This window comes from Priestia abyssalis (assembly GCF_002019595.1).
Lineage (GTDB): Bacteria > Bacillota > Bacilli > Bacillales > Bacillaceae_H > Bacillus_BA > Bacillus_BA abyssalis.
Genome location: NZ_KV917369.1, coordinates 5,045,368 through 5,058,664 on the forward strand (window position 1 = coordinate 5,045,368; position 13,297 = coordinate 5,058,664).

At 39.0% G+C, this 13,297-nt stretch carries 19 protein-coding genes; 8 read left to right on the forward strand and 11 right to left on the reverse strand.

Translation table 11 applies throughout. From position 1 onward, the window contains the following. Positions 1 to 56: 56 nt before the first annotated feature. The 3 genes from ytkD to BK575_RS24135 all read right to left on the reverse strand — a co-directional run bounded on the left by ytkD (position 57) and on the right by BK575_RS24135 (position 1,798). Positions 57 to 533: an RNA deprotection pyrophosphohydrolase gene (ytkD, locus tag BK575_RS24125; protein ID WP_078414105.1), complete on the reverse strand. Its 477-nt coding sequence runs from the start codon at positions 531 to 533 to the stop codon at positions 57 to 59. Positions 534 to 875: 342 nt separating this feature from the next. Next, complete coding sequence (locus tag BK575_RS24130) at positions 876 to 1,202, reverse strand: hydrolase (RefSeq protein ID WP_078414106.1); 327 nt, start codon at positions 1,200 to 1,202, stop codon at positions 876 to 878. A gap of 203 nt (positions 1,203 to 1,405) precedes the next feature. After that, complete coding sequence (locus tag BK575_RS24135; protein WP_139368100.1) at positions 1,406 to 1,798, reverse strand: phage holin family protein; 393 nt, start codon at positions 1,796 to 1,798, stop codon at positions 1,406 to 1,408. A 130-nt stretch (positions 1,799 to 1,928) separates the two neighbouring features. On the opposite strand from BK575_RS24135, the gene BK575_RS24140 reads away from it, so the two are divergent. Beyond that, the gene (locus BK575_RS24140; RefSeq protein WP_078414108.1) at positions 1,929 to 2,141 is read left to right on the forward strand and encodes a DUF6154 family protein; all 213 of its coding nucleotides are present in this window, start codon (positions 1,929 to 1,931) and stop codon (positions 2,139 to 2,141) included. A gap of 95 nt (positions 2,142 to 2,236) precedes the next feature. On the opposite strand, the gene BK575_RS24145 is transcribed toward BK575_RS24140, so the two are convergent. Continuing rightward, positions 2,237 to 2,677 carry a Dps family protein gene (locus tag BK575_RS24145; RefSeq protein WP_078414109.1) on the reverse strand — a complete coding sequence of 147 codons (441 nt, stop codon included), beginning with the start codon at positions 2,675 to 2,677 and terminating at the stop codon, positions 2,237 to 2,239. 102 nt (positions 2,678 to 2,779) lie between these two features. Here BK575_RS24145 and ytzI point away from each other — a divergent pair, with 102 nt between their 5' ends. Next, positions 2,780 to 2,944, forward strand: a complete 165-nt coding sequence (ytzI, locus tag BK575_RS24150; protein WP_078414110.1) for a YtzI protein — start codon at positions 2,780 to 2,782, stop codon at positions 2,942 to 2,944. A 91-nt stretch (positions 2,945 to 3,035) separates the two neighbouring features. On the opposite strand, the gene BK575_RS24155 is transcribed toward ytzI, so the two are convergent. Continuing rightward, entirely contained in the window at positions 3,036 to 3,509 is a 474-nt protein-coding gene (locus BK575_RS24155; protein ID WP_028395257.1) for an S-ribosylhomocysteine lyase, read from the reverse strand. A gap of 155 nt (positions 3,510 to 3,664) precedes the next feature. Here BK575_RS24155 and yidD point away from each other — a divergent pair, with 155 nt between their 5' ends. Next, positions 3,665 to 3,910, forward strand: a complete 246-nt coding sequence (gene yidD, locus BK575_RS24160; RefSeq protein WP_078414111.1) for a membrane protein insertion efficiency factor YidD — start codon at positions 3,665 to 3,667, stop codon at positions 3,908 to 3,910. Between the two features lie 138 nt (positions 3,911 to 4,048). Here yidD and BK575_RS24165 read toward each other — a convergent pair whose 3' ends face one another. Continuing rightward, positions 4,049 to 4,621: a beta-class carbonic anhydrase gene (locus BK575_RS24165; protein WP_078414112.1), complete on the reverse strand. Its 573-nt coding sequence runs from the start codon at positions 4,619 to 4,621 to the stop codon at positions 4,049 to 4,051. 132 nt (positions 4,622 to 4,753) lie between these two features. Here BK575_RS24165 and BK575_RS24170 point away from each other — a divergent pair, with 132 nt between their 5' ends. The 4 genes from BK575_RS24170 to BK575_RS24185 all read left to right on the forward strand — a co-directional run bounded on the left by BK575_RS24170 (position 4,754) and on the right by BK575_RS24185 (position 9,603). Next, complete coding sequence (locus BK575_RS24170) at positions 4,754 to 5,938, forward strand: GTP-binding protein (protein ID WP_078414113.1); 1,185 nt, start codon at positions 4,754 to 4,756, stop codon at positions 5,936 to 5,938. Positions 5,939 to 6,021: 83 nt separating this feature from the next. Beyond that, the gene (locus BK575_RS24175; RefSeq protein WP_078414114.1) at positions 6,022 to 7,026 is read left to right on the forward strand and encodes a metal ABC transporter solute-binding protein, Zn/Mn family; all 1,005 of its coding nucleotides are present in this window, start codon (positions 6,022 to 6,024) and stop codon (positions 7,024 to 7,026) included. 196 nt (positions 7,027 to 7,222) lie between these two features. After that, positions 7,223 to 8,557, forward strand: coding sequence for a cytochrome ubiquinol oxidase subunit I (locus BK575_RS24180; protein ID WP_078414115.1), 1,335 nt, complete (start codon positions 7,223 to 7,225; stop codon positions 8,555 to 8,557). Between the two features lie 20 nt (positions 8,558 to 8,577). Further along, complete coding sequence (locus tag BK575_RS24185; protein WP_078414943.1) at positions 8,578 to 9,603, forward strand: cytochrome d ubiquinol oxidase subunit II; 1,026 nt, start codon at positions 8,578 to 8,580, stop codon at positions 9,601 to 9,603. Positions 9,604 to 9,687: 84 nt separating this feature from the next. Here the strand turns inward: BK575_RS24185 and BK575_RS24190 are convergent, their stop codons facing one another. From BK575_RS24190 to BK575_RS24200, 3 genes are read right to left on the reverse strand one after another with little or no spacing between them, the layout of a single operon-like run. Next, the gene (locus tag BK575_RS24190; protein WP_235867438.1) at positions 9,688 to 10,140 is read right to left on the reverse strand and encodes a flavodoxin; all 453 of its coding nucleotides are present in this window, start codon (positions 10,138 to 10,140) and stop codon (positions 9,688 to 9,690) included. Between the two features lie 27 nt (positions 10,141 to 10,167). Beyond that, on the reverse strand, positions 10,168 to 10,863 hold the full coding sequence (locus tag BK575_RS24195; protein ID WP_078414116.1) for a hypothetical protein: 696 nt from the start codon (positions 10,861 to 10,863) through the stop codon (positions 10,168 to 10,170). A gap of 60 nt (positions 10,864 to 10,923) precedes the next feature. Further along, positions 10,924 to 11,205 (reverse strand): DUF2325 domain-containing protein, encoded by a 282-nt coding sequence (locus BK575_RS24200; protein WP_028395265.1) that lies wholly within the window; start codon positions 11,203 to 11,205, stop codon positions 10,924 to 10,926. A 339-nt stretch (positions 11,206 to 11,544) separates the two neighbouring features. Between BK575_RS24200 and BK575_RS24205 the strand changes: the two genes are divergently transcribed. Continuing rightward, on the forward strand, positions 11,545 to 11,742 hold the full coding sequence (locus BK575_RS24205; protein ID WP_078414117.1) for a hypothetical protein: 198 nt from the start codon (positions 11,545 to 11,547) through the stop codon (positions 11,740 to 11,742). 32 nt (positions 11,743 to 11,774) lie between these two features. On the opposite strand, the gene BK575_RS24210 is transcribed toward BK575_RS24205, so the two are convergent. After that, positions 11,775 to 12,215, reverse strand: a complete 441-nt coding sequence (locus BK575_RS24210; protein ID WP_235867516.1) for an acyl-CoA thioesterase — start codon at positions 12,213 to 12,215, stop codon at positions 11,775 to 11,777. Positions 12,216 to 12,248: 33 nt separating this feature from the next. Further along, complete coding sequence (locus tag BK575_RS24215) at positions 12,249 to 13,292, reverse strand: ribonucleotide-diphosphate reductase subunit beta (RefSeq protein ID WP_078414119.1); 1,044 nt, start codon at positions 13,290 to 13,292, stop codon at positions 12,249 to 12,251. Positions 13,293 to 13,297 lie beyond the last annotated feature (5 nt).

Consider the following 13,297-nt stretch of genomic DNA (forward strand, 5'->3'; position numbering starts at 1 on the left):
AATTCCCTCCATGTGTTACCCTTTAAAAGCCAAATAGGCCCTCCGCTTTCCTTACATTAATCAACCATCTTATGCGCCATGATATACTTTAATACATACTGCAATACATTATCTTTCATGATAAAACTGAAAGAATTATTTTTTCTGATATCACGGGGTAATACGTTTAATAAGACCGGACCTTTCGTCTCTAAATATGTGCTTCTTTTAACAAGTTCTTTAACACGTGCAAAATAAATATTTTTGATGATGGTCTTATCTCTGCTCGCTACTTTATATTGTCCAATATACGTCAAATCTTGAACGATACCGCCCGTTTCTTCTAAAACTTCCCGAGCAGCCGCTTCTTGTGTTGTTTCCCCAGCTTCTACCTTTCCTCCTGGAAACTCCCACCCTCTCGTTGAATGATTTGTTAATAACCACTGTTGTTTATATCGACAAACGACCCAAACGTGACGAGGAGTTTTGGAGAACGGCTCACTATCAAGAGATAGAAACACTTGATTGTTGTATGCGTCTTTAAAAGTATACATATCGTCTTCAAACTCCCATTTTTTTATCCAGCTCTAACACACGGCAAATTCCCGCTTCTGTAATGAAGAATACCGATTCGCAAGAACTCTATAAGCGTAACTACCATTCACGATGGAAGGGACAACACCTAACCGCCAAACATTCTGTGCATTGTTCCTTCACTGAATGAAGTTCCATTTTTTATTTCTATACTTATTTTAAAGCCCTTTCCGTTAAAAGCAAATCTTAAAAAGCCAAATCCCCCCATCATTTACTAGATCATAAAGAACGATTCCCATAAAGCGAAAATGAACTGAACACAAATTAAAGCTGTTCAAATAACTTCTACATAGCAAAACATCCTATTCTTTCGGACCTTGCAAAATCCCCATTTCCGTGATATGAGTCTTCGTTTCATCATCTCCAAGCTTATAAAGCATATCATAAATTTTTACCATTGTTTCATCATAACCATCGTTTTGACGATCATAATGATATTGTACATAGGGCACATGCGCACGCCAAAAACTTTGCCAATCACTGGAATATCCTTGATCGAAATATTCTCTTAGCTGGGTAATTTCATCATCTGTAGCTTCAATTTTAAAATTCCATTCAGAGACAGACTGGAGTTGTGAGATTTCACCCGATCCAACCGTTATATAATACGTTTTTTTTCCATTATCCATAAAACCAGCTCCCTACACTCAAGGTATTTTACCTTTCTTATCCCTCTCAACTAGAAATTTATACATCACGGGAGCTTTCTTCTTTACTTTATCCGGCTTGAATGGACAGTAAGCTTCCTTAGTTTAGGTAGTGAATCCCTGTCCTTAAGAACGGGGGATAAGGTCGTCTAACATTCAGTGGAGATTTTTTACTGAATGAAGCTTCACTTTATCCGATCTTTTAATAAAGCAATGGCTTTGAGAAGAAACTCGGGAACAGGCAATCCCACAATTCCAGCGTTTTCTATAATTGATATGATTTCATTTACAATATAAAACAAAATAGTTGCATCCCGTATTAAGGACTGGTCCCACAAAAGTGTATCAATAAAATTGGCAGTGGCTACTAGGGTAAAAATAAAGATCTTTTGGGCAATTCCTTTAAAGCCGATTTGGCTGGCTAAACGTTTTTGGACAAAAGCAGCTAAAACGCCTGTTATATAATCAATGACAACAAGCGCCATTAATACCATCAGCAAGTAATCCCATCCACCAAAAAGAAAAAGAGTAAAAGAACCGATACCGGCTAAACTAACAAAGACTAGATACTTATTCACGAGAGAGCCTCTCTTTCGAATAAAGTGTCATATTCTTGATGACCTTAGTACATCATATGAACACATTGTACAATTTGTTTGTATGGTTTAAATGATCTTATCCGCCCTTTTTCATAGAAAGGAGATTCATATGGACTGGATTGGTGCTCTTTCTCATCAGTTTCATGGAAAGTTATTACGTGACGATGAAGATATCGACGCTTTTGCTTTTTCTTATTTACACAACATGAGTGAAACAGATTTGCTTCAGCTCATTGAAAATATGAATCGAGAAGAAGTCGTTCAAATGGTTCACTTATATGTTAATAAACAATTAACGGAACATTTATCAAAAGATCTGTAAACTAACTCTCTTTAAGAACGATGTTATTTTTCCGATAATGGTAAGCTTTTAACAGAACATAAAATAAAGAACAGCCTGCTGTAGCAGGCTGTTCTTTATTTTCCTAAGAATGATTTTAACATCCATATGTGTTTTTCCAGCTCTTTGTGAATAGCAAGCAGCATATCGCCCGTTGTTTCATCGCCTGTTTGCTCAGCCGCATCCATTCCTTCTTTTAACTCACCAGTTAACATCGTAAAGTCCTCTACTAAAACGGCTACCATATCCTTAGCTGTTTCTTCTCCTGTTGCCTCTTTGACTGAAGCCATTTCCAGGCATTCTTTCATCGTCGCTACCGGCTTTCCATCAAGAGCAAGAAGTCGTTCTGCCAAATCATCGATGTAGAGTGCTGCTTCATTGTAGAACTCTTCAAATTTTTCGTGAAGCGTAAAAAACTGTTCTCCTTTCACATACCAATGATAGTTATGTAATTTTGTGTAAAGTACGCTCCAGTTGGCAATTTGCTGATTGACAATGTCCGTTAATTTTTTCGACATATATCCTCACTCCTTTCACTTTATTAATACCCCTTTTTTCACTTTTAAAACTACTTCTTTTTTGTTCGCATGATAGAATATAACCAATAAAGGAGGATCGTTATGTATACCATCTTGATTATTTGTATCGTTATTGTCATTGTCATTTTGTTATTAAGTGTCCTAACGACATCCAAAGCTTACGATTATAAACATTCCGTAGATTCATTGGAAGACAATCCTCATCTTCATTCCACTGACAAGGATGACCGTCCTGACAAAGAGTAAATTAGAGAATTCAAGTAACAGCCATTTCAAATGATGGGGGTTCCTTCATCATTCGGGTAAGAAAAAAGGACGGCTGAGCCGTCCTTTTTTCTTACCCGAATACTTTTTCTAAATCTTCTTTATCTTGCTCTAACCAGAAACGCATTAAGCGCTTTGCTCCTTCTAAATCATGAAGCTTCGCTTGACCGCATTGCGTTTCGTTTGCAGCTGGAATTTCGGTAATTTCCACCGCATCTTTTAATGTATCGTCCAATAAATCGATAATTTCACGCACCGTCGGTTCACCGCTTACCACTAAATAATAACCTGTTTGACATCCCATTGGAGACACATCGATAATATCGAAATGATCATATTTTTCAACATGCTTCCGAATATTGAAGGCTAGCAAGTGCTCAAGGGTATGAATAACATCCGGTTTCATCGCCTGTTTGTTTGGCTGGCAAAAACGAATATCAAATTTATTAACCAAACCGTCGCTCCCAACCTTGTGAACGCCGCAATGCCTTACATAAGGGGCTTTTACTGCCGTGTGATCTAGTTCAAAACTTTCAACTGATGGCATACTATCCACTCCTTCTTATTTTCTTGTTTTTATCATACACTTAATTCCTATTTTTTTCATCAACTTTGTACGAATTAGATTTTTTCCTTTTGTTTGAATAATCTTCACTAATCTTTTATAGTTGATTTACAAAATAGACGAAGGAATGTTGTTCCATGTTTTTATCCAAGTTCTTGATAGGCTTGATTCGTATTTATCAAAAATTTATTTCTCCCTTAAAGCCCCCTACTTGCCGTTTTTATCCAACATGTTCCCATTATGGACTGGAGGCCGTCAAACGATTTGGTCCCTTTAAAGGCAGTTGGCTGACGATTAAACGTCTTTTAAAGTGTCATCCATTTCATCCGGGAGGAGTTGATCCCGTCCCTGAAAAAAACATCAAAATTGAAATTTCTATATAAAGATGTTTTTATAAACTAGCTAGCTTTAACCGCCTTTTCACGCTTACGCGTGAAAAGGTCATCCTTCACTTTCCTTTGATCAAAAAAGTTAACACCCTAAAAAAGAACTTAATACCATGACCCTATCCGTAAAGAGCATTATTCCTTTTCTTTCTTATACCCGTCCACAACGAGGTCCAGCTTTCCGTTTTCCGGATTAATAATTAATCCATGGACCGGAACACGCTTAGGGAAAAGCGGATGATTTTGAAGAGTCTCCACGCTGTGTTTCACGCTTTCTTCTACACTATTGAAGCCTCTTAGCCAGTTTTTCAAGTCAATTCCTGAATATTTGATGGTAGAGAGCGTGTCTTCGCTAACGCCTTCTGACTTTATCTTATAAAGGATTTTATCCGCCTCAATTTTCCCCATGCCACAGTCGTAATGACCGATTACACATACTTCATCTGCATTCAGCTCATATACGGCTACCAATATGCTTCGTACGATACTGCCAAATGGGTGGGCAACGATCGCACCGGCATTTTTAATGATTTTCACATCTCCATTTCGTAAATTCATGGAATGAGGCAATAATTCTACAAGCCTTGTGTCCATACATGATAAAATGACAAGTCTTTTATCCGGAAACTTAGTTGTTTGATACTTTTCAAAATCTTTATTGCTCACGAATTTTTCATTAAAATCTAAAATCTCTTGCATTATAGACATATGACACAATCCCTTCTTATAAAACTTATGAATATTTATATAATTATATAAATTACTTGTCCTTTTCACAATTTTTTTTGTATGATACTAAAAGTTAAATCGTAATTATTCTTATTTACAAAGGAGAAGACCATGAATAAAATACCAGTTACAGTATTAAGCGGCTATTTAGGTGCCGGAAAGACGACTTTGCTCAATCACATTTTACATAACCGTGAAGGCCTAAAAATTGCCGTTATTGTGAATGATATGAGCGAGATTAATATTGATGCGGATTTAGTGAATCGAGGCGGCTTTTCACGAACGGAAGAAAAGTTGGTTGAAATACAAAATGGCTGCATTTGCTGTACATTAAGAGAAGATTTGATGGAAGAAGTCGAGCGTCTCGTGGATGAAGGCAATATTGACTACATTGTCATTGAGTCATCTGGTATTAGCGAGCCGATTCCTGTTGCCCAAACTTTTACTTACTTGGATGAAGAATCAGGAATTGACTTAACGAAAAAGTGCCGATTGGATACGATGATAACGGTCGTGGACGGCAACCGTTTTTGGAATGACTTTGCTTCTGGCGAAAGCTTGCTCGACCGTAAACAAGGAACAGATGAACACGATACTCGCGAGATTGTGGATTTATTGATCGATCAAATTGAGTTTGCCAATGTCATTTTATTAAATAAAGTAGATTTATTAGCCGAGGAAGACGTTATAGAACTTGAAAACTTGTTAAAGAAACTTAATCCGGAAGCGAACGTCATCAAGACGGAACATAGTGAAGTTTCCCTTCATGAAATTTTAAATACAAATCTGTTTGATTTTGATAAAGCCAGCCAAGGAGCGGGTTGGATTAAAGAGTTAAATGAAGAACATACGCCTGAAACGGAGGAATATGGCATTTCTTCTTTCGTCTACCGCCGTCGTCGCCCTTTTCATCCAGAACGGTTTATGAGCTGGTTAGAGCATTGGCCGGTCGATATTGTACGCGCAAAAGGATTTTTCTGGTTGGCTTCCCGAAACAACATGACAGGCCTTCTTTCTCAAGCTGGAACATCTATTATGATTCAAGGAGCCGGTGAATGGATTGCAGCATATCCAGAAGAAGAGCGAGAGCAAACATTAAAAGCAGAACCCGAGCTGTTAGAGAAATGGGATGAGTCATTTGGCGACCGTATGAACGAACTTGTGTTCATCGGGGTTGATATGAATCGGAATGAAGTGGAAACTTCTCTTGATCAATGCTTGCTGACAAATGAAGAAATGAAGCTGGATTGGTCATTATTCCATGATCCTCTTCCTGCTTTTACCGTTTCTTCTTGATTTTTTTATTTTCAAATCGTAATAATTACGATATAATTACATCTGGATCAGATAGATAAAACGAAGTTCGAGAGGAGAAAAAAATGAAACTTAAAGCAGGTTTAATGGCACTATCATTGGCCTTTACTTCTTTTCTTGCTGCTTGCGGCAGTGAGAACACAAGCGGAAATGCTGATAGTGAAGTGAAAGATGATGCCTTACAAATATATACAACTATTTACCCATTGCAAGATTTTGCGGCTAAAATCGGCGGAGAGCATGTAAAAGTAGAAAGTATTTTGCCTCCAGGCGTTGATGCCCATACATTTGAACCTACTCCAAAAACAATGGTAACCCTGGCTAAAGCTGATGCCTTTATTTATTCAGGAGCAGGAGTAGAGGGATTTGTAGAAGCGGCTAAAGATACATTAAAAAGTGAAGATGTAAAGCTTGTTGAAGCAGCCCACGGTATCGAACTGGCTCACCATGATGAGCATGGAACAGAAGAAGCGCATGACGAGCATGCCGCCGAAGAAAGCCATGACGAGCATGCTGCTGAGGAAACTCATGACGAGCATGACCACGGAGATGTCGATCCACATATCTGGTTAGATCCAATTTTGGCTATCGAATTAGCTGAAAATATTAAAACAGAATTAACAGAACTTAAACCAGAGGCAAAAGAGGATTTTGAGAAGAATTTTGAAACATTAAAAAGCGATCTTGAAACATTAGATAAAGAATTCACCCAAGTAATTGAATCAGCACCTAAAAAAGAGATTTTAGTGGCACATGCCGCTTACGGTTATTGGGAAGGTCGCTACGGTATTGAACAGTTAAGCGTATCCGGATTATCGCCGACAAGCGAGCCATCACAAAAAGAATTGCAAAATCTCGTATCAACCGCAAAAGAACATGGTATCAAATATGTTATCTTTGAACAAAACGCAACGCCTAAAATCGCCGAGCTTGTGAAAAAGGAAATTGGAGCAGACTCCTTAACTTTACACAACCTTGAAGCGGTAACAGAAGAAGATATAAAGAATAAAGAAGATTATTTCTCAATCATGAAGAAAAACCTTGAAACACTAAAAACAGCTTTACAGTAAAAAAACAGCTTGCGCAGGCAAGCTGTTTTTTTTATTTCATCTTGTATTTATTCATGGAACACTCTCATGATCGCACTTCAACAAAGCGTAATGATTATTATTTTGAAGAAATACGCTTCATGGCTTCAATGCATATTCTCTGGTAAAAGGTGGACAATAAGGAACAACAGTACTCTATTGGAAAGGTTGCGTATCAATGGATCATTTAGTCCTTGCACGTTCAATGTTCGGCATGACCATGGCATTTCACATCATCTTTGCCACCCTTGGAGTAGGCATTCCGCTTATGGTGTTATTTGCTGAATTGCTTTACCACAAAACAAAAGACAAAGATTATGCGATCATGGCTAAACGTTGGACGAAGGGTTTTGCAGTATTGCTCGGGGTCGCCATTCCTACGGGGACGATTGCCGGAGTGCAGCTCAACCTTCTTTGGCCAGGTTTTATGGAAGTGATCGGTAAAGTAATGGCCCTTGCCTTCCAGATTGAAATTTACGCTTTTTTCATTGAAGCCTTGTTTATGTCTATTTACATTTATGCGGCTGATCGCATTTCTCCTCTTATGAGAATTGTCAGTGTGACAATGGTTGCCATCGGCGGAGCAGCTTCAGCCATCCTGATTACAAATGTTCATGCATTTGAAGGAACTCCTGCCGGTTTTCGGATTGAAAACGGAGAAATTGTAGATGTAGATCCATGGGCCGCGTTTTTTAACCCAAGCTTCCTTGTATCCGCAGGACATGTGGTCGTTTCTGCCTTTATGACAGGTGCTTTTGTTCTCGCTTCTATTTCTGCATACAAAATGCTTCGTTCGAAAGCAGAAAAAAATGTGTACAACTTTTATAAGAAAGCACTGGTGCTCACTTTGACCGCCGGGCTTGTTTTTTCATTTTTAACGGCTCTCAACGGTCATGAATCGGCCCAGATGCTGCATGAATATCAGCCTGAAAAGCTGGCTGCGGCAGAAGGGTTGTTTGAAACGCAAGACCATGCTCCGCTTGCCATCGGCGGTTATACGGACCTTGAAACAAAAGAAGTAAAATTCGGAATCGAGATCCCGTGGGCTCTCAGCTTCTTGGCGGGAAACAGCTTCGATACAGTCGTTGTCGGGCTCGATGATTTTCCAAAAGAATATTGGCCGCCCTTATTTGTCCATACGTTGTTCAATGGGATGGTTTTAATCGGATCTGCTCTCATTTTTTTAGCGATATTTGGACTATTCTGGTATAAAATTTTAAAACGGAATAACTTTCCAAAATGGCTTATGTGGCTCTATGTTGCCTCGGGTCCGCTTTCCATTCTCGCTATTGAGTTCGGCTGGATTTTCGCTTGTACGGGAAGGCAGCCATGGGTTATTTACCGAATCATGAAAACATCTGAAGCCGTTACGACTTCGTCTGAATTAGGTTTATTGTTTACCTTCTTTTTGCTCGTTTACATTATTTTAGGAGTAGCCGTTGTGCTCGTTCTAAAATATTACTTTAAGCGTCACCCTGTCTCGAAAGACCTGGAGATGCGAACTGAATCGTAAGGAGATGTCACGCTGAGATGATGACTGAAGCATTATTGGCCATTTCTGTATTATGGGGATTTATTTTCATTTATGCCGTGATGGCAACGATGGATTTCGGAGCGGGCTTTTGGTCCATGATCTATATCAATCGGGAAAAAACGAATGCGACAACGATTGCTAACCGTTACCTCTCCCCTACATGGGAAGTGACAAATGTATTTATTGTGGCGATTGTCGTGGCACTGTTCACTTTTTTCCCAGGCGCTACGTTTACATTAGGAACGGTCCTGCTTATTCCAGGAAGCATTATTTTGCTGCTTCTTTCCATTCGAAGTGCTTTTCTTGTTTTCTCTCATATTGCTAAGGATTATGAGAAAGCACTGACCTATATTTCAGGAATTTCCGGTATTTTGATTCCAGCCTTTTTGATTTGCGTTCTTCCAATCACTCATGGAAATTATATCGATACTATTGAAGGCACTGAAAAGCTCAATTTAGTGACTTTATTTACAAGCCCGAATGTGTATGCGTTTATCGGGTTTGCCATTAGCTCCACCTTATTTTTGTCTTCGCTTCTTTTAGCCGATTACTCAAAAGTGTCGGATGAATTTGAAGCATATAACGTATACCGCCGGGACGCAATCATTCTCGGACCGATTGCCTTGCTTATGGCTTTCCTTATCATGGTCACCATGCGCGGGGAGTCAACATGGCTTTATGACAATATGATGGAAATGAAAGGATGGCTGATTGCTTCGGCTCTTATGTTTATTGTGACCGGAGGCGCCCTCTTCATTCGGACATCCAGAGCAGTGGGGATGCCGCGATTGGCGGTTATTTCTACTCTCGTACAATACTTTTTGGCAAGCTATGCTTATGGAAAATCCCATCTTCCCTTTGTGGTATTTCCAAATGTAACGATCGAATCGGGTTTTACTCATCCTGCTACCTTCCGAGCTTTGTTTATCTCTTACATTGTAGGATTTGTCATCCTGTTCCCTGGGTTCGTTTATTTTTGGAAACTGTTTATGAAGGATCGAAATTATTTAAAGAACAAAATATGAAGCGTGCGATTGAGGGCTTTTCAATTTAAAGCAGCAAAGGCATCTAGCTAAAGAAAACTCCCTTTAGTCAGATGCCTTTATTCATTACATAACTTTTTCTCCAATCTTTTCAGCAAATTCCTTGGCGAATTGCCGGCACTGTTCAATGTCTTCCCCATAAGGAGCATGCTCGATTTTTAACCCTTCTAAGACCAGCTCTCCTCCTCTTTCCGCAATTCGATGTTCCAATAAATCAACCGCGCCGCAAAAATGCTCATATGCCCGATCTCCCGATCCGAATACAGCTGCTTTTTTCCCGCTTAAATCCAATTCATCCATCCCCTCATAGATGTCTAGAAAATCATCTGGAAGTTCCCCATCTCCCCATGTATACGCTCCAAGCAAAATATAATCGTAAGAAAGTATGTCATCAGCCGCTACATCAAGGGCTTCTTTGCGGTCCACATGCACTCCCTCATTCTGTAAAATCTCCTCGATTAAATCCGCTATCATTTCTGTATTACCAGACATACTCGCATACACCATTAGCGTTTTCATCCTTTTTCTCCTCTCTTTTGCATCCACTTAAACTACCCTTTTATGATTAAGCATCATTGATTGCTCCAAGGTGCTTTTAATGAGCCCTAAAAAATGCAGGGATTCTTCGTATTGCGCTTCTTTTATACAAACCTCATACTTTGTTCCCGTCATGAGGCAGTAAAACTCAATCGAATCGGGCAATTGATTAAACGCATGACGACCGAACACGACCATTAGATGAACGAACGCGTTTCTCACCTCTTCGCTATCATCCAGCATGATTTTTTTGATTTTATAAGAATTAGCTGTCCACTCTCCTACATCAATCTCTACTGATAAATCAATCCCTAGTTCAGCTACTGCGACTCTGTATTTTTCATATAAAAAGAGCGGCGGCATAATGTGAGAACAGGCTCCCAGCTCTTGAAGCAAGTAATCTGTTACTTTAGCCAGTACCGTATAATAATGCATTTTTGATTGAAATAAGCGTACATTGATACAGTGCCACTGACGCTCGAGCAGCTTAAGGGTGGATAAAGCCGTTCTCTCTTGTACAGGCAATTGAAAATACTCTTTTAAAATCTGCTTTACAGCTGCTTTAACTGCCCTTTCCCAAGTGATGTGACGGTTCCTATTTTTATGTAATAGACACTCTTGAAGAAAAATATCGGGTGAATGCATAAATTGCTCCAAATGCTCATTCGAGATGGTTTTCACGTTGACTTTTACGGACTCTAACATTTTTATCACAACCTATAACGATAATCATTCTCAATATATAACAAAAAAATAAAAACTCTTTTATGCTTCTTTTCTAATGATCTTTTGAATAGCACTCCATGAATGCTTAACAAAATAAATAGGCTTCTCTTGCTTTTTAGCTTTCTCTTTGATTACTTTCGCCATATTATGGTTGATAAAATCAGTAATGACCAAAATAAACTCTGTATGCTCCGGAATATCCCTTTTTACCATGCTCGATTTCCTTCCATCCAGATGGATGATATCTTTAAATCCTTCATTCTCTAAACGATTCGTAATATGCTTTAAACGATCTCCGCCCACTACCATTATTGAAGACATGGTCTTCCTCCTCATCATTTCTTTTTATTATTTATGTCAAAGTTGTTTGAGTTCATTGGTTATTTCTCTACTTAAAGAATAATTGAGAATGATTATCTTTGTCAACATTTAATTGATAAAAATTCTCATTATCATTTATATAGCTTTATTAGTTATGAAAGAGCTCTATTGCCTAACAGGACTTTTCCCTTATATTTGCCAGGATAAACCGATGTAAATGGGTAAGACTAAGAAAGCAAGTGTTTTGACAACACTATAGCTTTGCGCATAAGGTGTCCCCCGCACTGTAAAAGTGCTAAGGACACTTTCTTCATGAAAACATAGGGAGTTGGTGAATGCATGAACCGCGACAGCTTAATTGATTCATTTAAAAGCGAAGTAAAAAAATCCGATCAGTTGACGTTTCCCATTTGTGTCGACTCTTTCACAAATCTATGGCAATACGAGTTTGGATCATTAGATGACCTGCCGAGTGAAATTGATGATATCATTGCCCATCGTGCCGTTGAGCTTGGATTAATGGAAATGGATGAATGAAAAAAGGAGACCACAACAGTCTCCTTTTTTCATTACTTGATTCTCTTTTCACGTCGTGCTTTTGAGGAAGCATAAAGTTCCTTTTCTTCCTCTGTCTCAGGAATAACCTTTGGTATGGACTGAGCATTTCCCGCCTCATCAAGAGCGACCATTGTCACAAAAGACGTAGTCGTTAATGTTTGCTCGCCAGTTTTCAAATTCTCGCGGTAAACATGTACATATACTTCCATCGACGTTTTTCCCGTACCCGTCACAAACGATTCCAGCGTTAAAATATCCCCTACCTTAACAGGTGACAAAAAATTAACGGAGTCAATGGAAGCCGTTACGACAGTAGACCGAGAATGCTTCATCGCGGATATAGCTGCCACTTCATCAATGTAAGCTAACACTTTTCCCCCAAAAATCGAACCCAAATGATTCGTATCAGGAGGAAGCACCAATCTTGTTTGAACCACTTTTGATTCACTCATCGGTTTTTCTTGATGCACACTGTTCATCCTTCCTTATAAATCATCAAACCCGTTTACGTCTGATGCTTTTGTGTACTGCCTTGACTTTTGTTCAAAAAAGTCTGTTTTCCCCAGGTCTACTTCCTGATAAGCGATAATCCAGCGCATCGGATTGTGAATAGGCGCTTGCGGAAAAGCCATTCGACCAAATCCGAGCTGATTGCAGCGTTTATTAGCCATATATTGAATATATTGCGTCAGTTCAGGCATCGTTATTCCGTCAAACTTTTCACCAATAACTTCCTTTGCCCATTCAATTTCCAGGTGTGCTGCTTCTTGGAATGTTTCGATTACAAATGCCTCTAATTCTGTCGTATTATATTGAGGATATTCATTCAATACTTCTTTAAAGATTTTCTCAAACAAACCGACGTGAATTTGTTCGTCGCGATTAATGTAATTGATCATCGTTGAACTGGCGAGCATTTTTTGATTCCGTGCCAAATTATAAAAGAATGCAAACCCGCTGTAGAAAAACAGTCCCTCTAGAATCATATCAAATACAATCGATTTTAAGAAGTTTTCTACCGTCGGTTCTTCGGCAAACTGTTTATAGCCATTCGTTACAAATTCATTTCTCTCTCGCAATTTTTCCTCTGTGCGCCAATATTCGAATACCTCATCTTGTTTCGTTTTCGAGACGAGACTCGACAACACGTACGAATATGAGTGATTATGAATAATCTCTTGCTGTGCCAGCATGATCATTAACGCATTAACGGATGAGTCGGTAATATAATCCGCTGCTTTTTTAGCATAATCAGACTGAATGCTGTCCAATAATGCCAACAAGCCGATAATCTTTAAGAAACTTTCCTGTTCTTGTGCTGTTAACAGCTGGAACTGCTTAATGTCTTGGCCCATATTAATTTCAAACGGAGTCCAAAAATTTGACAGCATCCGCTTATATTTCGGATAAGCCCACGAATAGCGAACATCATCCCAGTTTAAAATATTGGAACTCCGGCCATTAATGATACTTGTGGCACGATTTGGGGCATGCTCATCCATTAATGTGCGTTTTATTAACGTCGTCATCGTTT